Annotated in this window: 23 protein-coding genes; 16 read left to right on the forward strand and 7 right to left on the reverse strand. The window is 43.8% G+C overall.

Annotated features, from left to right (window positions below; translation table 11 throughout):
• Positions 1-111: 111 nt before the first annotated feature.
• Positions 112-669 carry a helix-turn-helix domain-containing protein gene (locus tag APB76_RS15995; protein ID WP_054961910.1) on the reverse strand — a complete coding sequence of 186 codons (558 nt, stop codon included), beginning with the start codon at positions 667-669 and terminating at the stop codon, positions 112-114.
• 168 nt (positions 670-837) lie between these two features.
• On the opposite strand from APB76_RS15995, the gene APB76_RS16000 reads away from it, so the two are divergent.
• From APB76_RS16000 to APB76_RS16040, 9 genes are all read left to right on the forward strand, one after another.
• The gene (locus tag APB76_RS16000; RefSeq protein ID WP_054961953.1) at positions 838-1,458 is read left to right on the forward strand and encodes a LysE family translocator; all 621 of its coding nucleotides are present in this window, start codon (positions 838-840) and stop codon (positions 1,456-1,458) included.
• 311 nt (positions 1,459-1,769) lie between these two features.
• On the forward strand, positions 1,770-2,819 hold the full coding sequence (locus APB76_RS16005; RefSeq protein WP_054961911.1) for a hypothetical protein: 1,050 nt from the start codon (positions 1,770-1,772) through the stop codon (positions 2,817-2,819).
• Positions 2,820-2,872: 53 nt separating this feature from the next.
• Positions 2,873-3,922, forward strand: a complete 1,050-nt coding sequence (locus APB76_RS16010) for a hypothetical protein (RefSeq protein ID WP_054961912.1) — start codon at positions 2,873-2,875, stop codon at positions 3,920-3,922.
• A gap of 76 nt (positions 3,923-3,998) precedes the next feature.
• Positions 3,999-4,274, forward strand: coding sequence for a hypothetical protein (locus tag APB76_RS16015; RefSeq protein WP_054961913.1), 276 nt, complete (start codon positions 3,999-4,001; stop codon positions 4,272-4,274).
• A gap of 207 nt (positions 4,275-4,481) precedes the next feature.
• Positions 4,482-6,419 (forward strand): sensor histidine kinase, encoded by a 1,938-nt coding sequence (locus APB76_RS16020; RefSeq protein ID WP_237767920.1) that lies wholly within the window; start codon positions 4,482-4,484, stop codon positions 6,417-6,419.
• Positions 6,420-6,532: 113 nt separating this feature from the next.
• Positions 6,533-7,600 (forward strand): threonine aldolase family protein, encoded by a 1,068-nt coding sequence (locus tag APB76_RS16025; RefSeq protein ID WP_054961914.1) that lies wholly within the window; start codon positions 6,533-6,535, stop codon positions 7,598-7,600.
• Between the two features lie 29 nt (positions 7,601-7,629).
• The gene (locus tag APB76_RS16030; RefSeq protein ID WP_054961955.1) at positions 7,630-7,971 is read left to right on the forward strand and encodes a MerR family transcriptional regulator; all 342 of its coding nucleotides are present in this window, start codon (positions 7,630-7,632) and stop codon (positions 7,969-7,971) included.
• A 58-nt stretch (positions 7,972-8,029) separates the two neighbouring features.
• Entirely contained in the window at positions 8,030-8,899 is an 870-nt protein-coding gene (locus APB76_RS16035; protein ID WP_054961915.1) for a PhzF family phenazine biosynthesis protein, read from the forward strand.
• Positions 8,900-9,104: 205 nt separating this feature from the next.
• The gene (locus tag APB76_RS16040) at positions 9,105-9,365 is read left to right on the forward strand and encodes a DUF5062 family protein (RefSeq protein ID WP_049843263.1); all 261 of its coding nucleotides are present in this window, start codon (positions 9,105-9,107) and stop codon (positions 9,363-9,365) included.
• Positions 9,366-9,523: 158 nt separating this feature from the next.
• Here the strand turns inward: APB76_RS16040 and APB76_RS16045 are convergent, their stop codons facing one another.
• On the reverse strand, positions 9,524-9,949 hold the full coding sequence (locus tag APB76_RS16045) for a YybH family protein (protein WP_049843262.1): 426 nt from the start codon (positions 9,947-9,949) through the stop codon (positions 9,524-9,526).
• 194 nt (positions 9,950-10,143) lie between these two features.
• On the opposite strand from APB76_RS16045, the gene APB76_RS16050 reads away from it, so the two are divergent.
• Complete coding sequence (locus APB76_RS16050) at positions 10,144-10,482, forward strand: winged helix-turn-helix transcriptional regulator (protein WP_049843261.1); 339 nt, start codon at positions 10,144-10,146, stop codon at positions 10,480-10,482.
• A gap of 104 nt (positions 10,483-10,586) precedes the next feature.
• Here the strand turns inward: APB76_RS16050 and APB76_RS16055 are convergent, their stop codons facing one another.
• Entirely contained in the window at positions 10,587-11,483 is an 897-nt protein-coding gene (locus APB76_RS16055) for a LysR family transcriptional regulator (protein WP_054961956.1), read from the reverse strand.
• 101 nt (positions 11,484-11,584) lie between these two features.
• Here APB76_RS16055 and APB76_RS16060 point away from each other — a divergent pair, with 101 nt between their 5' ends.
• The 3 genes from APB76_RS16060 (at position 11,585) to APB76_RS16070 (ending at position 13,574) form a co-directional block, all read left to right on the forward strand.
• Entirely contained in the window at positions 11,585-12,193 is a 609-nt protein-coding gene (locus APB76_RS16060; protein ID WP_054961916.1) for a short chain dehydrogenase, read from the forward strand.
• 20 nt (positions 12,194-12,213) lie between these two features.
• The gene (locus APB76_RS16065; RefSeq protein ID WP_049843258.1) at positions 12,214-13,110 is read left to right on the forward strand and encodes an SMP-30/gluconolactonase/LRE family protein; all 897 of its coding nucleotides are present in this window, start codon (positions 12,214-12,216) and stop codon (positions 13,108-13,110) included.
• Positions 13,111-13,229: 119 nt separating this feature from the next.
• On the forward strand, positions 13,230-13,574 hold the full coding sequence (locus tag APB76_RS16070; protein ID WP_004744035.1) for a YajD family HNH nuclease: 345 nt from the start codon (positions 13,230-13,232) through the stop codon (positions 13,572-13,574).
• A 20-nt stretch (positions 13,575-13,594) separates the two neighbouring features.
• On the opposite strand, the gene APB76_RS16075 is transcribed toward APB76_RS16070, so the two are convergent.
• Entirely contained in the window at positions 13,595-14,023 is a 429-nt protein-coding gene (locus tag APB76_RS16075; RefSeq protein ID WP_049843257.1) for a winged helix-turn-helix transcriptional regulator, read from the reverse strand.
• Between the two features lie 99 nt (positions 14,024-14,122).
• On the opposite strand from APB76_RS16075, the gene APB76_RS16080 reads away from it, so the two are divergent.
• Complete coding sequence (locus APB76_RS16080) at positions 14,123-14,773, forward strand: glutathione S-transferase family protein (RefSeq protein ID WP_049843256.1); 651 nt, start codon at positions 14,123-14,125, stop codon at positions 14,771-14,773.
• A 78-nt stretch (positions 14,774-14,851) separates the two neighbouring features.
• On the opposite strand, the gene gcvP is transcribed toward APB76_RS16080, so the two are convergent.
• From gcvP to APB76_RS16095, 3 genes are all read right to left on the reverse strand, one after another.
• Complete coding sequence (gene gcvP / locus APB76_RS16085; RefSeq protein ID WP_054961917.1) at positions 14,852-17,716, reverse strand: aminomethyl-transferring glycine dehydrogenase; 2,865 nt, start codon at positions 17,714-17,716, stop codon at positions 14,852-14,854.
• Between the two features lie 120 nt (positions 17,717-17,836).
• Positions 17,837-18,217 carry a glycine cleavage system protein GcvH gene (gcvH, locus tag APB76_RS16090; RefSeq protein WP_049843235.1) on the reverse strand — a complete coding sequence of 127 codons (381 nt, stop codon included), beginning with the start codon at positions 18,215-18,217 and terminating at the stop codon, positions 17,837-17,839.
• Positions 18,218-18,253: 36 nt separating this feature from the next.
• On the reverse strand, positions 18,254-19,549 hold the full coding sequence (locus APB76_RS16095; RefSeq protein ID WP_049843234.1) for a serine hydroxymethyltransferase: 1,296 nt from the start codon (positions 19,547-19,549) through the stop codon (positions 18,254-18,256).
• A 370-nt stretch (positions 19,550-19,919) separates the two neighbouring features.
• Here APB76_RS16095 and APB76_RS16100 point away from each other — a divergent pair, with 370 nt between their 5' ends.
• On the forward strand, positions 19,920-20,543 hold the full coding sequence (locus tag APB76_RS16100; protein ID WP_049843233.1) for a helix-turn-helix domain-containing protein: 624 nt from the start codon (positions 19,920-19,922) through the stop codon (positions 20,541-20,543).
• A gap of 259 nt (positions 20,544-20,802) precedes the next feature.
• A complete protein-coding gene (gene gcvT / locus APB76_RS16105; protein WP_049843232.1) occupies positions 20,803-21,921 on the forward strand; it encodes a glycine cleavage system aminomethyltransferase GcvT in 1,119 nt (372 codons plus the stop codon).
• The last annotated feature ends 55 nt before the right edge of the window (positions 21,922-21,976 follow it).

The raw sequence follows: 21,976 nt of genomic DNA on the forward strand, positions 1-21,976 counted from the left end.
AGATCCCCATCCATTGAAAAGCATTTCAATTCAAATAGTAGAACGGCATCTTAGCTGTTCAAGTTAAGCCGTGCCCAAATGTTACTTTGGTCATATTTTCAATACCTTGGGTTACCGATATTCCGACACCAACATCGCGCGTGTATTTGGTTCTAAAGCTTCAAATACATGGGCCTGGTCACCAGGGTAGGTAATGTAGTCGCCTTCTCCTAGTTCGTGTTGATCTGAGAGAAGCCCTAGTCGTGCTCTCCCTTTAACAATGATCATGTGCTCAATAACACCTCGGTTGTGAGGTTCTGATTGAAAAGGCTCTCCGGGCTCAACTTCTAGCCAATAAATGTCGCGACTGACACTCGGAGGGCATGCCGCCAACAGGGTCGCCTTGTAATCTTCATTCTTTGAAAAAACGGAGACGCCTTCACCATGGCGTATCACCTTAGTTTTTGCTTGAGGTTCCTCGATCAAGCGAGAAAATGGAATATCCAAAACCACACAGATTGACCATAACGTTTCGATGCTAGGGTTTCCTGATCCATTTTCTAGCTGAGAAAGCGTTGATTTTGCGATGTTCGCTCGTCTAGCCACTTCTGCGATGCTAAGTCCAGAACGTTGTCTTTCCGCACTGAGTGTTGCTGCGATCTGGGCAATTGGTGCTTTATTCATTGTCATAGGATTACAAACTTCCTTACTTTAATCTGTTCATTATAAAAAACGAATGGACGGTTTGACAAACTGTAATAGGGTGTTCAATATATAATTCTATCGTTCATTAAATCATCTGTTTGATTGAGGGTCTTGCTGTACGCAATTAAACCAGAGCAAAAGGGGATGTTTGTTGTGGAATATCTATTATCCGTGGCCTTGTTTGCCATTTCATCATCGGTGACACCGGGGCCTAATAACATTATGGTGATGACATCAGGGGTGAACTTTGGTGTCAGAAAGACCATGCCCCTGCTTTTGGGGATTTGTGTTGGCTTTACTGTCATGTTGTTGTTGGTTGGGCTAGGGTTTGGCCAGCTATTTAGTTTGTTTCCTCAATTAGATTTAGTGATTAAAACGCTCGGGACGACGTATTTACTCTATCTTGCTTGGCAAATTGCTAGATCGGGAAATGTCTCAAGTGGAAATGAGCAAGCCAAACCTCTGGGCTTTGTGAAAGGTGCTTTGTTTCAGTGGGTAAATGCGAAAGCTTGGGTAGTGGCGATAGGTGCGATTTCGGCCTTTACCACCGTTGGGGATGCGTACGTTTCGCAAAACTTAACCATTGCGTCAACCTTTTTTGTTGCTTCCTTTCCATGTGTCGGTATTTGGCTTATGTTCGGTTCAGTGCTGAGGCACTACCTGAAAAGCCCTAGTTACCTAAGGGTTTTTAATCTTACCATGTCGACTTTGCTAGCCATTTCCGTTTTACCTGTTGCTATCGATATTGTCGCTCAGTTAAGCACTCAAACTTAGAGTTAAGTGTCTGTTTTTTTGCCTTTATTTGACTTTTCTGAGCCAAAAACACTGCCATAAAAGCAGTGCGTAACGCATAAGTGAAGATTTGCGTATGGCAGGTTTACATAAATCTGCTTTGTGTCTCAAAAAGCATGGCTACAAATGTTGTTTTTTTAACCTAGTGCAAAAGCTCTCGTCGGATGAGTTGATTGAAAATTGTTCAGCTACTAACTCTATTAATCGAGCGGAAGTGGTTTCGATGTTTGAATTTTTGCTCCTTATTTAAAGTAATGAAGCGAATCAAAGGATGATAAAGGTTAAATAACATCATGAAAAAAATGATAAAAATTGTCTCTATACTTGGGGCTGTTGTGTTTTCTAGTTTCACAAATGCTGCGATAGGTAACTATAACGTCGTCTTAGTACACGGCTTTCAATCTGATCAACTCAAGTCTAAACCCGATAAAGCTCAAGTCGCTTTGGAAGGGCAAGATTATTGGAAAGAGTACTGGTTGCAATACGCAGATGCGCGTATCGACTGGCCTGCATATGAACGTGTCGAGGGTAAGATTGCGAGCGACTACGCATGGCCAAAGTTAAAGGAATTGTCGCAACAAGGTACATGTCAGACGGGGTGTATATTTGTTACTCACTCTGCAGGTGATTTAGTGACGAGGTATCTCCTAGACAATCAGGATAACTGGTTGACTAATGCGGGGATGACACCTTTGAATATTGTGGCCACGTTTGACTTTGCAGGGGCTGGTGGAGGCTCTGAATTGGGTGACATCGTCATCAATATAATTGAGGGCGGCGGCTTGGCAAACAGTGCGATGCGATATGCGATTTCTCTTTGGTTAGGGGAAATGCCAAACCAGCAAAACTCAGGTGTACTTAATGATCTAAAGGTTGCCAATGCTCGACAAATCGCACGACTGTCCGAACATAGGATCCCACGGATTCGTTTTATTGGTAATGGCACCGATTACTTCAAAACGACATCGGCATTTTTGCCTGGTAACGACGATGGTGTCGTAGCTGCACATTCTGCCTGCGGCGCGTCAAGTTCTGGAAAATTTGACAGTTGCTCGACAGATTTGGCAATGAACGGAAAGATTTCGAATCAGAGTAAGGGCGTTTCTAGCTTTATGCCAGAGCACTACCCTTTGGTTATGGGGGATAGTTATAGCCATAGCGATGTTGTTGGTTCAAAACATAAGGGAGAAGTGACTTCCAGTGTGAATAAGGTAGAGCTAACGAACGGTCAATATGTCGAGCTAGAAACTTATAAAGAGAGTGGTTGGTGGGGAACGAAATATCTGTATGTGAAAGACTCCTCGAAACGCACTATGTCAGAGCTTGCAGTTGCTATGAACTAGTAATCACGAGGCTATGGCTAAGCACCATAGCCTCGAACTAAAAGGATTGTCCTATGCATTGGAAACATACGGTATCTGCTTCGTCTATGCTACTCGTAATATGTGGAGTAACGGTGTGGCTGTTTGAACAAGAGAAGGATATTTCGTCAGAAGCTAAAAACTTCTCCGTGTCAGAAAACACTCAAAATAGCGTGAAAGTTAAAGAAGAAGTCGAGGAAGCGGCTGCAAGTCTGATTATAGGGCATAACGCAAATACACCTGCGTTGACCTCTTTGTCGCTGCCTTTAAAGCGAGTCGCTTATATGCATCAGCAAAAGCTCCAGTATCCGTCTTATTCTCAGCCAATTGAAGGAGATGACAGCCCTTACCTTAGCTGGAATGAATTCATTGAACAGCCTCTTCCTGTGTTAGATGGAAAGTCTACAGCCTCACTGAGTGCTAAGAAGTTCAGACACTTTTATCCAGAATACATTGAGATAGAGCTAAAGACAAGTGAACCAGTTATCGTCGCTGAATTGAATATTGTATCTGTTGAAAGCCAGAAAATATTGGCGTCAGTGTCTTCAGATAGTCAGCATTGGGTTATCGCTCCAGAGGTTGACTGGCCAGAAGAGATTCGTTTAGTCGCAAACGTGGATTTTGCGCGAGGGGAAGACGTGGTTAGCGCTGATATCCGTTTTTATCACCCCGTAGCAAGTGTTGTCAGTGTTGGGGATGGGTATGCTTCTGGTCCAGATATGAGGTTGCCGATTACCCTCGATATTGGTCAAGCTGGAATCTATCGAGTCAGAGCCAATTTGTATCAAAGTGGTGGAAAAGTAATTGCGTCCTTGGTTCACAAGCAGCTTTTATCTGAAGGGGAACAAACTCTTGAGCTTAAGGCATTTAAAAAGGTTCTGCCAAAAGGCTCAAACGATCTTGAACTGAAGAATGTCGTTATTGAAAGAATGTCGGGCTATCCGGGAGAGAAGGCTGGCTATGGGCAAAGTGATCTAGAAAGTTACCCGGTAGGGACATTTAACTCGGAAACCCTTAGTGATGAAGAGTATCAGATGAGTGAACAAGAGCGTCAGCAGGTGGCTTTTTTAGAACAATTGCTATGATAACGTAATTCGTACTAGCAGCAGATTGAAAGCTATCATACAATCGAACGGTGTTTTTTTGTTATGTTGATAACTTATGACCTATAGACATTCCATTTTTCTATTAAGTCTACTTAGCCCACTCATTGGGTGCTCTAGCACGAATGAAACGCTCGCGCCTGAAGACGTTGTCAGCCAAACCCCATACACTATCGAAAAGGAAGCTAGTGACCAAGAGCCTATGCAGAAGAGTATCGATGCTCAGGTATTATTAGACACAGAACCCACAAGGCAGATTTTAACCGCGGTAGAAAGCTTAACAGATACGCTAAATGTTCTCAGTTTTGGCATTTTTGCTGGCTCGAAAATGTAGAGAAACGACCAGCTTCGCAGGAACGGCTTCCACACTCAATGTGGATTTAATGACTATGCTTTAGGAACAAAAGCGTATAAGCGGGTTATTATGCTAAGTCTACAGAGAATATTAAGAAAACTGTCGATTAGAAACCGACTGCTGTTCGGTTATTTGCTGTTGTTCATAGTTGTGATCAATATTGCTAACCTCTCTAACTATCTGTTAATGAGAGAAGTTGTCAAGCAAGGAGTAGAGAAAGAACTAACGTCGGCTACTGAGTCAATAACGAATAACATCGTCAATACGGTTGATATTACTATCCGCAGCTACTTACGTGGAATATCAGAGCAAAACCTTCAATATGTTGAGTTGTGCTATCAGCAGTTTCAGCTTGGCCAAATTACAGAGCAACAAGCAAAGCAAAAGGCGACAAGCTTCTTGTTAAGTCAATCGATAGGTGAGACAGGCTATCCCTATGTGGTTGACTCTTCTGGGGTGATTAGAGTTCATCCCAAACAACCGCTGATTAATACGAGTCTTATTTCCTTTGATTTTATTAAGCAGCAAATTCAGTCAAAGAAAGGGTATCTAGAATATCAATGGAAAAACCCAGATGAATTGGTTGAGCGGCCAAAAGCACTTTACATGGTCTACTTTGAGCCTTGGGACTGGATCATCACTTCTTCATCGTATAGAGAGGAGTTTGCTAGTCTAATCAATATTGATGACTTTAGTGACTCGATCTCCAAGTTAAACTTCGATGAAACTGGCTATTCATACGTACTTAATCAACTAGGCGATCCTATTGTACATCCATTCGTTACAGGAAACTTCTACAACGTTACCGATTCTAATGGCAAGCTCTTTGTGCAAGAGATAATAAACAAGAAAAACGGTACGATTACCTATACTTGGCAAAATCCTCATGACGAAGATTTCCGCGAGAAAATAGCAGTCTTTAGATATTTACCGGAATACGATTGGTATATCGTTTCTTCGACCTATGTAGAAGAACTCAATCAACCGCTTGTTGAGCTGAAAATAATACATCTTGCCGTCTTAGTTTTTGCCATTGCTTTAGTGATTCCATCGAACTTAATGCTTAGCCGATCAATTGTATTGCCTCTAAAAGGTATGATGAATTGGATAAGCCAGGCGTCTGCGAGCAAGCATCCAACATTAATGAAAGATAAATCGGGTTCGACGGATGAGCTTGCCCAGTTAACGGTATACTTTAATCAGTTCTTATCTGATTTAGATAAAGCGAATCAAAAACTGCACAAAGAAATAGATGTCCGTATTGCGGCGCAAAAGCAACTCGAGGATTTAAATGAAAACCTCGAAAACAACGTGGCGCAACGCACTCTTGAGCTAAAGCAAAGTTTGGAAAGGTTAAAGCAAACGCAAGACCAATTGATTGAGTCGGAGAAGTTGTCAGCACTAGGGGGGCTTGTTGCCGGTATTGCTCATGAAGTGAACACTCCTCTCGGTATTGCGATTACTTCTGCTTCGTTAGTGTCTGACGCAAATAGCGAGCTGAATGCCGCCTTTCAGAAACAAACACTTACTAGCGAGCAATTTGAAATCAATATGAGCCAGCAACTCGAGGCACTCGAATTATTGAAAGCTAATCTAAATCGCGCTTCGTCACTGGTTCAAAGCTTTAAACAAACAGCAGTGCACCAAGTATCTGAAGCACTGAGTCATTTTGTTGTTAAAGATGTACTAGAATCATTAATCGCGAGTCTCCATCCTGAAACTCGAAAAGTATTGGTTGTGCCAGTGTTAAAAGGCGATTCTAGTGTATCAATGTCAAGTCTGCCTGGCGCTCTGACGCAGGTGTTTTCCAATTTGATTTTGAATAGCGTCTATCATGCATTTGAGCAGCAACCAGAGCCCCAAATATTGATAGAGTTCTTCGAACAGAGCGAAGATGTAGTGTTCATTTATCAAGACAACGGATGCGGTGTGGAGAAGGAGCTACACAAGAAGATTTTTGAACCTTTTTACACCACTCGACGCGGTAGTGGAGGGACTGGGATTGGGCTCAATATGGTTTTCAATTTAGTCAATCAGAAATTGAAAGGAAACCTAGAGTTTTCATCCGAGAATGGCGTTAAGTTTGTCATTACCCTTCCCAAGCAAGTCACGCTTGAGGAATGAACCAATCTAAGCAATTTATGTGAATAAGTAAGTATGATCCCCTTAGCTTGAGGTATTTACCCCACATTTTTAACAGGTTACATTGGGGGTATGTCTAATCTAAGGAAAGAATTATGAGTGCTTACCTTAAGCAGCTATGTCATATCCACCTACCTGGTAATAGAGAGGATTCGCCAGCAGAACACTTCAAAAAAATGGCGAACTGGTGTGAAGATAATGATGTAAACCACGATGTCTATGGCGAAGGTGAAACAATCCAAGCTTTCGAGCAGAAAGTGGCAGATTTACTGGGTTATGAAGCAGGGCTTTTTGTGGTCACAGGAACAATGACGCAACCCACAGTATTGGAACTCGTGACAAAACAAAAACGAAATCCTAATGTAGGCATGCACCCATCTAGCCACATATATGTTCATGAAAGACAAGGCTACCAACTTCAGAATCGATTCAACATATTGCCGATAGGCAATCAGTTTCAAACATGGAAGCTCGAAGACCTAAAAGTGTGGCCCGACGAATTGGCGGCGGTTTTGTATGAACTCCCTATGCGTGAAATTGGTGGTCAACTGCCTTCTTGGGGTGAACTCGAACAGATAAAAAGCTATTGTGCCGACAACAACATTCATCTCCATATGGATGGCGCGCGACTATGGGAAGCGTCTGCTTACTATCAGAAAGAATACAGAGAAATCGCACAAGGCTTTGATACAACGTATGTTTCACTATACAAGGGGATTAATGGACTTGGCGGCTCTATGCTACTTGGTTCAAAAGAGTTTATTGACTTAGCTTCAATCTGGATGAAGCGCCAAGGTGGCAACCTCTATCACCGTACACCTTATGTTGTTTCAGCAGCGATGCAATTTGATGAAAAGTTGGCCAAACTGCCAAAGCTGTTCGAGCGCACTAAACAAATATACAAGATTCTCGAAGAGTTTCCCGCTCTAGCAGTGAACCCCGTTCAACCTCAATCTAACATGCTGCATCTCATCCTTCCGTTTAGCTGCCATGAAGCAAAAGAACTTCAGCAGGCGTTTGCGACGGAAAAGGGCATTTGGTTTGGTAATCCACAAGTGACAGCCAACCCAAATCAGTCGGTTGTAGAATGGTATGTGGGTGACAACCTGCTTGAAATGGAAGATAAAGTGTTAAGAAACTTCTTTAAGGAACTCATTAACTGAGTGTGACAGTGGTTATAGGTGCCTATGAAATGAAAATTGGAGTTGTCAGTGATAAAACAGGAATGAGTATCCACACTATTCGTTATTATGAGAAACAGGGTCTAGTCAAAAAGCCTGTTAAGGATGTCAGTGGTCATCGTTCGTATAGCTCAAAAGATGTGGATGTCCTTAATTGGGTCTCGTGTATGAAAAATTCTGGTATGTCTCTAAGCACTATCAAAAGATATACGGAGGCCTTCTATAAGGGCAATGATTCAGAGTGCGTTGCATTTTTAGAAGTGCACCTTAAGCACCTTTATAAACAGCAACAGGATATCGAGCACTATATCGAGGTGACAGAAAACAAAATAAATCGCTTCAAAAACGCTTGACCTAGAGTATGGTCTAGGTTGCTAACCTCATTGAACTAACCCAGTGAGGAGAAGCAAAATGGAAGTAAAAGTAACCATCGTAGATGCCTTTGTAGACGGAAAGTTTGGTGGCAACCCAGCCGGTGTTGTTCTAGATGCAGACTCTTTAAGCGCCGAGCAAAAACTGCTGGTTGCTAAGCAAGTCGGCTTGTCTGAGACTGCGTTTGTTTCAGAGTCGAATGCTGGAGCAGACTTTAAGCTCGACTTTTTCACCCCAGAGAAACAAATCGCACATTGTGGTCATGCCACCGTTGCAACGTTTAGTTACCTTGCCAAGCAGGGACTAGTTCCCAATCCAAATACGTCTAAACAAACGATTGACGGAAATCGTGAGATTCGGATGGAAGGCGAGTTTGCCTATATGGAGCAGCTACAACCACACTACCTCCGCCTTGAAGCTGATATGGATAAAGTTTTGGAAGCCTTAGATCTCGTGCAAGAGAATACGCTTGGAACACCGATTGTTGCGAGTACCGGAAATGCTTTTATTCTGGTCGGAGTTAAAGATATCCATACATTGGAATCTCTTAAACCGAAAATGGATTTAATTAATGAGCTGTCAGAAAAGTATGACTTGATAGGCTTCTATGTATTTACACTTGAAACTAACCGCGCCGGGAGGGATGCTTCAGCAAGAATGTTCGCGCCTCGCTACGGGATAAAGGAGGAGGCTGCGACAGGAATGGCAGCTGGACCGCTGGCGTGTTACTTATATGACTACTTGGGAGTTAAAAAGCACGAGATCCATATCGAACAGGGTTACGCGATGACAACACCGTCACCAAGCTGCATTAAAGTGTTGCTGACACTCAACAATTCAGAGATTACTTCTTTGCTTGCAGGTGGAGTTGGCGTGGTTTCTAGTTCTAAATCTGTAGTAGTCGTATAGTGACAGTCAGGAGCAGATAAGTACCTGCCTTAAGTTTTTGAGCGGACAATTTGCTTAAAACTTTATCTGTTTGTTTAATAGATGTTTTAGAGAAGTAGTGTGCCGGAGAAATCAACTAAGGTTGGTTGTTATTCTGAGAGGTTGCTAACACGCCTATTTTCAAGCTTGATGTATTCTAAGTGAAGTCGGAAAGAGGATTCTATTAATGTCAAAAAGCTCCAAGCTTCACAATGAAGACAAACTAGTAAAGAAGGCACTGGAAATTGGTGAAAAAATGGCGAAGATGCAAGGCTTCGAATTACCCCAGTCGCCACAGCCGATTAGAGTGAAAGCTATCTACCTATTTTTGGTCGATGCCAAACAAATCCCTCCGTTACCTGAAAGTAAGCTTGATGGTGCCAATATCAAACACAGACTCGCACTCTGGATTCATAGTGCACTGCCAGATAACGACCCTTTGAAGTAAACGATTCTCATATGTAAAAAGGCGAACCATTTAGTTCGCCTTTGTCTTATCGTAAGCAAAAGAACTTGAAGGATAGGCACATGCACCTGAGTCATCCTTTATGATGTGCGTTCTTCTAATATTCTTGAATATTATCTTCTATGTTTATCGAGCCACGACTAATAACCATTTGGATTGTCGATGATGTACACCCAGCCACCATCTACGTAATGCATGACCTCTAACGCCGTTCCTTGTATGGCCTTCTGTTGTAGGGCGTTCGATATTTCCCAATCAGAGCGAACCATGGCTACGTCCTGGTTAATGTGGATAGAGACACTTTTGGTGAGGATACTAACATCGTCTTTCATGTAACCCTTTAACACCTGCTTAATCGCTTCTCTTCCCTTAGCTTGGTTACCTTCTTTATCTAAAACAAACACGGCGTCTTGATGAAAAAGCGTACTTAACCCCTCTAAGTCATTATTCTCAAAATATTGCCCAAATAGTGCGTGCAGTTCAGAAGGGGTTTGTGGTTTCGAGTACTGAGCCCCCGCTTGGAGACAAAAAGAAAACAGAAAAGTTAAAAGTAAAATGTAACGCATGGTTTAGTCCTTTTATTGTTGGCTCAGATACCACCTATACCCTTGCCTTGTGGCTATGGAGTAACAATAAAGAAGTTAGTTTCTAATTTAAACTAGGTTCTAAAAGGTAACTAGTTACCTCTAGGTAACCAATGGGTTGTGATACAGTGCGTTATTAAACGGCGCTTTAGCAAAGAATGAAATAAGGAAGAGAGATGTCGACAGAAGTGAATCATCAATTACAGCCAGACGACTATTGTAGTGTGGACAAATACTTAACATTGATATCAACTAAGTGGACTGCGCACATAGTCTGGTTGTTAGGGCAAGAGGAGATGATGCGTTTTGGTCAAATACGTAAGCAGTTGGCATTGGTCTCAAGTAAAGTACTCACTGAGCGTTTAAAGTTGTTACGACAGCATGGATTTGTCTGGCGAAAACAAGAAGAGACAATCCCTGTCACGGTGCAATACGGTTTAACCTCTAAAGGCAAAGAGCTTGCTAATGTGGTTGATCTGATCGTACAAAAAGCGCATGGTTGGGATGATATGTAGTTCATGTGAGAATGGGCTTGTAACCTTGTTAGGGCGACTCGCGCATTGAGAGATTTTTACCTGCTAATTGAGTACTGCGGAGGCTAGCCTTTATTAATCTACCCCTATATCATGTATGAGTTTTTAGACTCCAACCATTGTTTTACAGCAAGATTAAAAGTGACCAGTTTCTTGGGGGTAACTCGCCTCTGTGCATATATGAGACTTAGCTTTTGAGCCTTTACAGACCACTCAGGAAGAACGTGGACAAGTTTGCCACCCTTAATAAGGTCTTCGACTTGATAATATGGCAAGCTAGCAACCCCCATTCCCTGTAGTGCTAACTCTAATATCGAACTGTATGTATTAGAGCGAAGGCTTCCTGTTACTTCAATATTATATCTTTGTTCGTCTCTGATAAGGTCCAATTGATTCCAGCACTCATTTTGGCTGTTAAGTATGAAGGAACACTGATGAATATCTTCAATAACAGCGACCCTGTTCTCTTTTTCATAATTACCGCTGCAAACTAGTACATTTCGGATGAAGCCCAAGTCTTTTGCTACAACATCGCCTGGCAATTCATCATAAGCTCGAAAAGCGACATCATAATCACCAGACTCAATTTTCTTCTTTATGGGGCCGAAATCGAGGATTAAATTAACCTTCGGGTACTGTTGCCTAAAGGGAGGGATTACATGGTGACAAAGAGCACGTCCAAACTCAATTGGAGCTGTTACCTTTAGGTCTCCAGTGACCTCTTGCGTCATATCATTTACACGCATTTCCGCCTCAGTGGCGAGTAACTGAATTTGCTTTGCCTTTGAATACAACTCGTCTCCTACTTCAGTCAGGCTGATAGAGCGAGTCGTTCGATGAAACAGTTTAGAATTCAATGCTTCTTCGAGTTTTTGTACATGGCGAGATACTAAGCCTTTCGAAACATCTAACGCTTCCGCTGCTTTGGTAAAGCTTTGCTCTTCGGCCACAGCCAAGAAAGTCTGTACATAAGTTAAATTCATGATTAGACCCATTTTGTAAACAGTGAGGTCATTTTCTGTTGTTTTTCTCGCGGGTTCAACTAGCTAAGATTCAAAATGTAAACACAAGGGAGAGAAATACTATGAAAGTTCTTGTAATTGGTGCATCGGGCACAATCGGCAGCGAGGTTGTAGAAGCTCTAGGTGAAATACATGAAGTTATCAAAGCCGGCAAAGGTAGCGGCGATGTCCAGATTGACATTACCGCCCCCGGCTCTATTCGCACGGCACTTGAATCAATAGGCCAGGTGGACGCAATCATCTGTGCTACTGGAGATGTTGCATTTAACGCTTTCACAAGCTTATCGCGTGACGACTGGGATGTGGGCATTAATAGCCGACTTATGGGGCAAGTGAACTTGACGCAGATTGCTAGTGAGTATTTGAATGACAACGGCAGTATCACTTTGACAAGCGGTATTATCGCTGATCATCCAATTGCTTATGGCACTAGTGCAGCAACGCTTAACGGCGCAATACAGCATTTCGCCAAAGCAGTATCTAACGAGCTGCCGCGTGGTATTCGCATAAATGTTGTAAGTCCATCAGTCGTCACCGAATCGCTGGGTACTTATGGAGACTACTTCCCTGGGTTCCACTCCATCGATGCAATAGATGTAGCCAAATCTTATATTCGATCTGTATTAGGAGTTGAATCGGGAAAAACGTTTAAGGCCTTCGCAGGCAACTGAGTTAGTAAGAGGTATTTAAAATGAATAAATTAATGTTTATGGCCGCCGTCACCGCCTTCTCGATTGGCGCCTCTGCTAGCTCTTTAGTGGAAGGTGATCCGACTCTTGTGGGTGATTCTTTTGGGTTTGTTGAAGGCCCCGTGTGGGATGCAAAACACCAGCGTTTCTTGTTTAGTGATATCCCAAACAACAAAACGTATTCATATGTTCCTGATGGTAAGCTGAGTGTTTTCGACAACAACTCTGGTTATGCCAATGGTCTTGCTATTGATTTGAAGGGCAACCTTTGGGCAGCCCGTCATGATAGAAAACTATCATACCGTCAGGAAAGTGGAGAGAAGGTCATTGCAGCCGCGACATACAACGGAAATTTGCTCAATAGCCCGAACGACCTAACCGTTAACAGCGATGGAAGCGTTTGGTTCACTGATCCTCCATTTGGTATCCAAGGGTACGGCCCTGCTAAGTCGGAGTCAGAGCAACCCGTCAATGGTGTCTATCGATACCTAGATGGTGATCTAAAGCTGATGACTGGAGAGTTAGAGTTACCCAATGGTATTGCTTTTTCTTCTGATGAATCTTTGTTATACGTTGCCGATACTTCTGATGGCTGGGTATACCGATTTGATGTCAATGATCAATCAATCAGCAATAAAACTCAGTTTGCTCAGGTGAAAGCAGCCTCCGGTTCTGAGCCTATGGTCGACGGTATTGTTGTGGATTTTCACGACAATCTTTTTGTCGCAGCACATGGTGGTGTTGGTGTGTTTGATAAACAAGGTAAACAAATTGACTTCATTGCTATCGACGCGGACCATATCAGTAACCTAGAAATTGGTGGCGAGCAACAAGACTTACTGATGGTGACCGCATACAACAAAGTGTTAGTGTTCAAAATTAAGTCATCGACAAACTAATTTATGGACAAAAGCAGGGATTGGTAGATACACCAGTCCCTTTTTATTAGGCCTGATCATTTTTTCCCAACAGTGTCCATGCTAGCATCTGACTGAATCAATGCCTATGAGGTAGCAAAATGTCTTCAGATTTTTACGGAACCAGTGCTAGCTATGCACGCAAAGAAGCTGATTATCGGGAAAAAGCGTTAAAACTCTACCCTTGGGTATGTGGAAGCTGTGCTAGGGAGTTTGTTTACTCAAATTTGCGTGAGTTGACAGTTCACCACAAAGATCACGATCATACGAATAATCCAGAAGATGGAAGTAATTGGGAGCTGCTGTGTCTTTACTGCCACGATCATGAGCACAGTAAATATCTAGAGCATGATCGTTATGGCAGTGAGATAAAACCAGGTCAAGATGATCATCAAGGGGCGACCTACAATCCGTTTGCAGAACTCGCGAGTATGATGAAAAAATAATCCAACCATTTTTGTTGCACTTAATTATTTTTCGATTCTGTAGTTAAGCCTTCTCGCAACTTTTGACGCAAGCGTTCAGGCTCTCCACGTAGTGTGCGAATGAAATCAGAAGGAACTTCGGTTTTGGTGTCGTATTTTTCGGACCAATCGATCATCGCTAGCATCATAGGTAGCAAATCTATTCCTTTGTCGGTCAATGTGTAGACGAACTTAGAACGCTTAACAGTATCCCGTTTTTTACTGATTAATCCGTTTGATTCTAAATCCGCAAGTCGGCTCGCCAAGATGTTAGTAGAGATACCTTCACCTGCCTCTAAAAACTCTTGATAGTAATGCCGACCTTTAAACATCAAGTCTCGAAGAATCAGAAAGCTCCATTTATCTCCGAATTGGCTCATGCCAAAACGAACCGGACAGCCTGACCACTCTTTAGTTTTTTTATCTACCATTCATTAATCGTACTCGTTTTAAATTTAACTTGCAAAATGAAAGTTAATTTTCTAGGGTTATTTTACTTGTAAAAAGCAAGTTAAATTCAAGGAGGATATATGAAGCTATACGCAATTGTAGGATCACCCAACTCTCGTAAAGCATTGGCGGTCATCAATCATCTAGGGCTAGATATTGAAATAGAGTATCTAGATTTGTTTTCTGGAGAGCACAAACAGCCGCAATACCTGAGCTTAAACCCGAATGCCATGGTGCCAACGCTTATTGATGGTGATATTTCACTATGGGAATCTAACGCTATTATTCAGTATTTGGCTGAGACTTCAGGCATCAATGACCTATATCCAAACGATCAAAAAGTAAGAGCGGATATCAATCGCTGGTTATGTTGGGAACTTGCCCATTTCAATCAAGCCTTTGGAACTTTAGCTTTAGAAGCCGTCGCCAAATCCGAATTTATGGGTACAAAAGGAGATGATGCTGTCATTAATTGGGCCAGTCAGAACCTAGTTCGATTTGCTGGAATACTGGATCAGCACTTAGAAGGGCGTCAGTTCATGGTTGGTGATGCAATAACATTGGCGGATTACGCAATGGTGCATGTCGAGTTCTTTAAAGAAAGCATCCCTTTTGATTGGGAACCCTATCCCAACGTCAACGCGTATTTTGAGCGCATGCGTAAGGCTCCGCATTGGGCTGCCACGGCCCCAAGCAAAACTGAAGAGATTGGTAAGTCGACGAAAAGGTAATCCATTACTCGAAGAGCGCTGAGGCATGAAATAAAAAAGCGAACCATTTGGTTCGCCTTTGACTTACTGTAAAGAAACTTAATCTTCGTAGCTGTCGATGCTTGGGCAAGAACAGATTAAGTTACGGTCACCGTATACGTTGTCTACGCGGTTTACTGTTGGCCAGTACTTCCAAGACTTAGTCGCAGGTGATGGGAAGCAGCCTAGTTCGCGAGAGTATGGGCGATCCCATTCATCTTTCGCTAGGTCTACTTGTGTGTGAGGTGCGTTGACTAGAGGGTTGTTTTCTAGTGGCCACTCACCGTTTTTCACCTTCGCCATTTCTTCGCGGATTGCGATCATCGCTTCGCAGAAACGATCGATCTCTTCTAGATCTTCAGATTCTGTTGGCTCAACCATCAGCGTACCCGCTACTGGGAACGACATGGTTGGTGCGTGGAAACCGTAGTCCATTAGACGCTTGGCGATATCTTCTTCGCTGATACCTGTTTCTTCTTTCAATGGACGAATATCAATAATACATTCATGAGCCACACGGCCGTTAGTACCACGGTAAAGAACAGGGTAGTGAGGGCGTAGACGCTCCATCATGTAGTTCGCGTTCAGGATAGCGACTTTAGTTGCTTCTGTTAGACCTGCTTCACCCATCATTGCGATGTAGGCCCATGAGATTGGCAGGATAGACGCACTACCAAGGTCTGCCGCTGATACCGCAAAGTCTTCACCTTCTACACCGTTTTCGATGTGCCCCGGTAGGAAAGGTGCTAGGTGAGACTTAACACCGATAGGGCCCATGCCCGGACCACCACCACCGTGTGGAATACAGAAGGTTTTGTGTAGGTTTAGGTGTGAAACGTCAGAACCAATCAGGCCAGGAGAGGTTAGACCAACCTGAGCGTTCATGTTTGCGCCGTCTAGGTAAACCTGACCGCCAGCCGCATGAACCATTTCACACACTTCTTTCACTTGTTCTTCGTACACGCCGTGCGTAGAAGGGTAAGTGATCATGATGCTTGAAAGATTATCAGCATGCTTTTCAATCTTCGCTGCTAGGTCTGACATGTCGATGTTACCGTCATCGTCACACTTAACAACAACGACTTTCATTGACACCATAGATGCAGTCGCTGGGTTAGTACCGTGCGCTGAGCTTGGGATCAGACAGACGTTACGGTGACCTTCGCCACGGCTATCGTGGTAGCGTTGAATCGCGATAAGACCTGCGTATTCACCTGAAGCACCTGAGTTAGGTTGTAGCGAGAAATCATCGTAGCCCGTGATTTCACATAGCTTCTCTTTAAGATCTTTCGCGAGTGCTGAGTAACCAGCCGCTTGCTCGATTGGCGCGAATGGGTGGATAGAACCAAACTCAGGCCAAGTCACCGGGATCATTTCAGCGGCAGCGTTGAGCTTCATTGTACAGCTGCCCAGTGGGATCATACCGTGAGTCAGCGAGAAGTCTTTATTCTCAAGCTGTTTCAGGTAACGCATCATCTGCGTTTCACTGTGGTGAGTATTGAATACTGGGTGAGTAAGGTACTCAGAAGTGCGGCGAAGTGCTTCAGGGATCGCTGCAAATTCGTTGCCTGCGATCTCTGAAGATAGAGCGCTAACTTCTTCTTTCACACCAAAGACAGCGAATAGTGCTTCAATATCATCGGTTGTCGTTGTTTCGTCTAAGCTCACACCTAGTTTGCCTTGAAGTAGGCGTAGGTTGATATCAGCCGCTTGCGCTTTTGCGTATAGCGCTTCAGTCTTATCAGCAGTATTGATAGTGATGGTATCGAAGAAGCTATTGTGAGCGAGCTCGAAACCAGACTTAGTTAGGCCAGCCGCTAGAATCGCCGTCATATGATGTGTGCGACGAGCAATCGTACGTAATCCTTCTGCGCCGTGGTAAACCGCGTAGAACGACGCCATGTTGGCTAATAGTGCCTGAGCAGTACAGATGTTAGACGTCGCTTTCTCGCGGCGGATGTGCTGTTCACGAGTCTGCATTGCCATACGCAGTGCTTGGTTACCGTTAGTATCGATAGAGACACCGATAACACGGCCAGGCATAGTACGCTTGTGTTTATCACGTGTTGCCATGAATGCTGCGTGTGGACCGCCGTAACCCATAGGAACACCAAAGCGTTGAGCTGAGCCGATAACTACGTCCGCGCCCATTTCACCTGCAGGTTTCAGTAGCGCTGATGCTAGAAGATCGGTCGCCACGGTAACCAGGGTTTTGTTTGCTTGCGCTTTCGCTATGATATCCGTTAAGTCGCGAACTTCACCTGTTGTACCCGGGTACTGAACAAGTGCACCAAACACGTCTTGCTCAGGTAGAGATTCTAGCGAGCCGACTTGAACATCAAAGCCGATGTATTTAGCACGAGTTTTTACAACTTCCAGCGTTTGAGGGTGAACATCGTCTGCTACGAAGAAGACTTTACTCTTGCTCTTACCAGCACGCTTACATAGCGTCATCGCTTCGCCAGCCGCTGTTGCTTCGTCAAGAAGTGATGCGTTAGCAATGTCCATTGCTGTTAGGTCCATCACCATCTGTTGGAAGTTAAGCAGCGCTTCTAGACGACCTTGAGAAATTTCTGGTTGGTAAGGCGTGTATGCTGTGTACCAACCAGGGTTTTCAAGTACGTTACGTAAGATAACGTTCGGCGTGAAGGTGTTGTAGTAACCCTGACCGATGAAAGTACGCTTAAGTTGGTTTTGGTCGGCAAACTCGCGCATTGCAACCAACATGTCTGCTTCGCTTTTCGCTTCCGCAAGAGTCATTGGCTTTTCTAGGCGAATTTGCGCTGGAACGGTTTCTTCAATCAACGCATCTAGGTTTGCTACGTTGATTGCTTCCAACATTTTCTGTTGGTCTGATTTGTTTGGGCCGTTGTGGCGAGCAACGAACTCGTTTTGTGTGCTGAGGCTTTGAAGTAATTCAGTCATTGTCCTTTACCTACTCCGTGTCCGGGTAACGACCTTCGTTACTGATAATGTTAATTATACGTCCGAACTTAGAAAAAAAGCTGCCACCCGAGTCGGGGGCAGCTTTCTGCATCTTCCTAATTACTCATCTTCGATTGAGTTTAGGTACTCTTCTGCGTCTTTAAGGTTGTCTAGCTCAGATGCATCAGACATCTTCACTTTAACAATCCAGCCGCCTTCAAAAGGTTCTTCGTTAATAAGCTCTGGGCTATCTTCTAGTTCTTCGTTGATCTCTACGATTTCACCTGTGATTGGCGCGTAGATGTCTGAAGCTGCTTTTACAGACTCAACCAGAGAGAAGCTTTCACCTGCCTCAACTTCGTCTTCTACTTCAGGTAGGTCAACGAATACAACGTCACCTAGCATTTCTTGAGCATGCTGCGAAATGCCGATAGTTACTGTGCCGTCACCGTTGTCACGTACCCACTCGTGGCTATCTGCAAACTTCAGTGTTTTGTCCATTGCTTAATCTCCAAAAAATAACTTTGATTAATTTGTTTATTGGTAAAGTGGGAAGCGAGCACACAGTGTTTTCACTTCTTTGCGAACGCGCAGTTCTACTTCTGCGTTACCTTCAGGGTTATCGACTAGCCCATCTAGTACGTCGCCAATCCAATTACCGATGAGTTTGAATTCTTCAGCGCCAAAGCCGCGGCTTGTACCCGCAGGCGTACCCAAACGGATGCCCGATGTAATCATAGGCTTCTCTGAATCGAATGGGATGCCATTTTTGTTACATGTGATCCCTGCACGCTCTAATGCTTCTTCAGCTTTGTTACCTTTCAAGCCCTTAGGACGAAGGTCAACCAACATTAGGTGTGTATCTGTTCCGCCAGTCACAATGTCACAACCGCGAGTTTGCAACACTTCAGCCAGAACTTTTGCGTTGTTGATCACTGAATCGATATAAGTTGAAAATTCAGGACCTAACGCCTCGCCGAATGCAACTGCTTTTGCTGCGATAACGTGCATTAGAGGACCACCTTGAAGGCCTGGGAAGACTGCCGAGTTTATCTTCTTAATGATGTCTTCATGGTTGGTCAAAATCATACCGCCACGAGGGCCGCGCAGTGTTTTGTGCGTTGTGGTTGTTACAACATGCGCATGTGGGATTGGGCTAGGGTGTGCACCTGTCGCGATTAGGCCAGCAATGTGCGCCATATCAACCATTAGGATTGCATCAACTTCATCCGCGATTTCACGGAACTTAGCGAAATCGATAGTACGAGGAATTGCACTACCACCTGCGATGATCATTTTTGGCTTATGCTCAACAGCAAGCGCGCGAACATCTTCGTAGTTGATTTCCAGAGTTTCACGGTCAACGCCATATTGAACGGCATTGAACCATTTACCCGATAGTGCAGGGCGCGCGCCGTGAGTAAGGTGACCACCCGCATCGAGAGACATACCTAAGATAGTATCACCAGGTTGAAGTAGAGCCAGTTTAACAGCGCCGTTTGCTTGTGCGCCTGAGTGTGGCTGAACGTTTACGTATTCACATTTAAACAGTTGCTTAGCGCGTTCGATAGCAATCGCTTCAACTGTATCTACGTGTTCACAACCACCGTAGTAGCGGCGGCCTGGGTAGCCTTCTGCGTACTTGTTGGTTAGGCAAGTGCCTTGAGCTTGCATTACCGCTTTAGAGACAATGTTTTCTGAAGCGATAAGTTCAATTTGTTCGTTTTGACGCGTGAATTCAGCTTGGATTCCAGCGAAGACAGCATCGTCAGTAGCAGCAAGGTTAGTAGAGAAAAAGTTCTCTAGGCTGTGATTTTGAAACGGTTTGTTCATGGTAGATGACCTTCCATTCATGCCAACGAGATTCTTATGTTGTTCATTATTCTCGTCAGTTCTACTTCTATTACTACTCTTCTCTATGTAAGAGCAGGGTGAATTTCTAACCCCAAAATGGTGGGGGAAACCGAAACTGAGTGTTAAAACAGTCATACACAAAGTTCGGAAATAACATCTCTACAACTAACAAGTTGGTAACATAGCGGTTGTGACAAGAACAATCAACCAAAAATTTCCTATTGGAAACAAGGTTTCTGATTTTGTTAACAAGAGCACGGTTTATTTCTTGTTCGACGCTTTCTTCCACTATCTGCTTCGTGCACAATGAAAATGAAACAGGAAGTCGCAGTAATTAGTAGAGGGAAGCATGCCCGAAGATATCTATGATGAGTATCCATCTTTGACTCTTGCAAAAGAGTCGGTGGATGAGAATATTGAGCCGTTAAAGCTAGGGCAACGAATTAAAGATATTCGTGGCAAGCTCGGGATTACTTTAGAAGAAGCAAGCCAACGAACCGGATTAGCGCGTTCTACTTTAAGCAAGATTGAGAACGAGCAGATTTCTCCAACCTTTCAAGCTATGCAAAAACTAGCGCTGGGTTTACAGATAGATATGCCTCAACTCTTTGAACCACCAAGAAAAAAGGTGGCGACGGGGCGTCGTGATATCACTAAAGCAAACCAAGGAAAACCTCACCCCACTCCGACCTATGAGCATGAGCTTTTGGCTACTCAGCTATCTAATAAAAAGATGATGCCATTTAAGAGCCGAGTTCACGCACGTAGCTTCGATGAGTATGGGGATTGGGTAAGGCATGATGGCGAAGAGTTTTTGCTTATCATATCCGGCTCAGTGATGTTTTACTCTGAGTTCTATGAACCCGTCGAAATGAATGAAGGCGATAGCGTTTATTATGATGCGAATATGGGTCATATGTTGATATCGACCAGTGAGCAAGATGCACACATTCTTTGGGTGACTGCGAAATAATGTAAATTCGATGTGAATTTCTTATAGTGAATGCAACCGTTTGCTTTTGTTTTGTTTGAGTATGCTTAAGCGCCATTTTGGATAGTCTATGTCCGAAATGGCGTTTTTGTTTTTTCCTGTTTGTTGTGAATATGATGTTAAATGTCACATTTTGAATGCTCATCGTTAGGTTAAGAGTGCAAAAAATCCTCACTCGTGTTTATTATTGGAAACAAGGTTTCCTCGAACGGAAAACGAACCTGATTAAATGGAGACAACAATGACTCAAGATTTACTAAAAACCCCTCTACACGCGCTGCACGTTGAAGCTGGTGCGAAGATGGTTCCTTTCGCTGGCTACGATATGCCTGTTCAATACAAGCTTGGTGTTAAGAAAGAACATCTACATACACGAGATGCGGCAGGCTTGTTTGATGTTTCGCACATGGGGCAATTGCGTTTACACGGTGAGGGCGCAGCAGCATTCCTTGAGTCATTAGTTCCTGTAGACATTGTTGATTTGCCACAAGGTAACCAGCGCTATGCTTTCTTTACCAATGAGCAAGGCGGGATTATGGATGACTTAATGGTGGCTAATTTGGGCGACCACCTATTTGTTGTTGTCAATGCTGCATGTAAAGAGCAAGACATCAATCATCTAGAAGCGCACTTGCCATCAGGTGTCGAGCTAGAGATTATAGATGACCGTGCATTATTAGCACTTCAAGGCCCTAAAGCGGTAGATGTACTTAAGCGTTTCAATGCTGAAGTGGCTGACATGCTGTTTATGGATGTGATGAAATTAGAGATCCTAGGTGTTGAGTGTATCGTTAGCCGCAGTGGATACACTGGTGAAGATGGTTACGAGATCTCAGTACCAAATTCACATGCGCAAGAGTTGGCGCAAAAACTAACTGATGAAGAAGAAGTTGAATGGATTGGTTTAGGCGCTCGTGATTCGCTCCGTCTTGAGTGTGGTTTATGTCTATACGGTCATGATCTCGATACGACAACCACTCCTGTTGAAGCAAGCCTTTTGTGGGGGATTCAGAAGATTCGCCGTGCAGGTGGTGAGCGTGAAGGTGGCTTCCCGGGCGCGGACATCATTCTTAAGCAGATTGAAACTAAAGACGTTTCACGCAAGCGCGTTGGTCTAGTTGGCCAAACAAAAGCACCAGTACGTGAAGGTGCGGAGCTGTTTGACGCTGAAGACAACAAAGTTGGCGTAGTAACAAGTGGTACAGCAGGACCGAATGCGGGTAAGCCAGTATCAATGGCGTACGTACGTGCCGACTTAGCGGCGGTTGGTACAGAACTGTTTGCTGACGTGCGTGGTAAAAAACTACCTATGACTATTGAAAAAATGCCATTTGTTCCACAGCGTTATTACCGTGGCTAAATATGGTATGACATAATATATTTATGTGTGTTAAAACCTCTCTCTGGAGAGGTTT

This window comes from Vibrio bivalvicida (assembly GCF_001399455.2).
GTDB lineage: Bacteria > Pseudomonadota > Gammaproteobacteria > Enterobacterales > Vibrionaceae > Vibrio > Vibrio bivalvicida.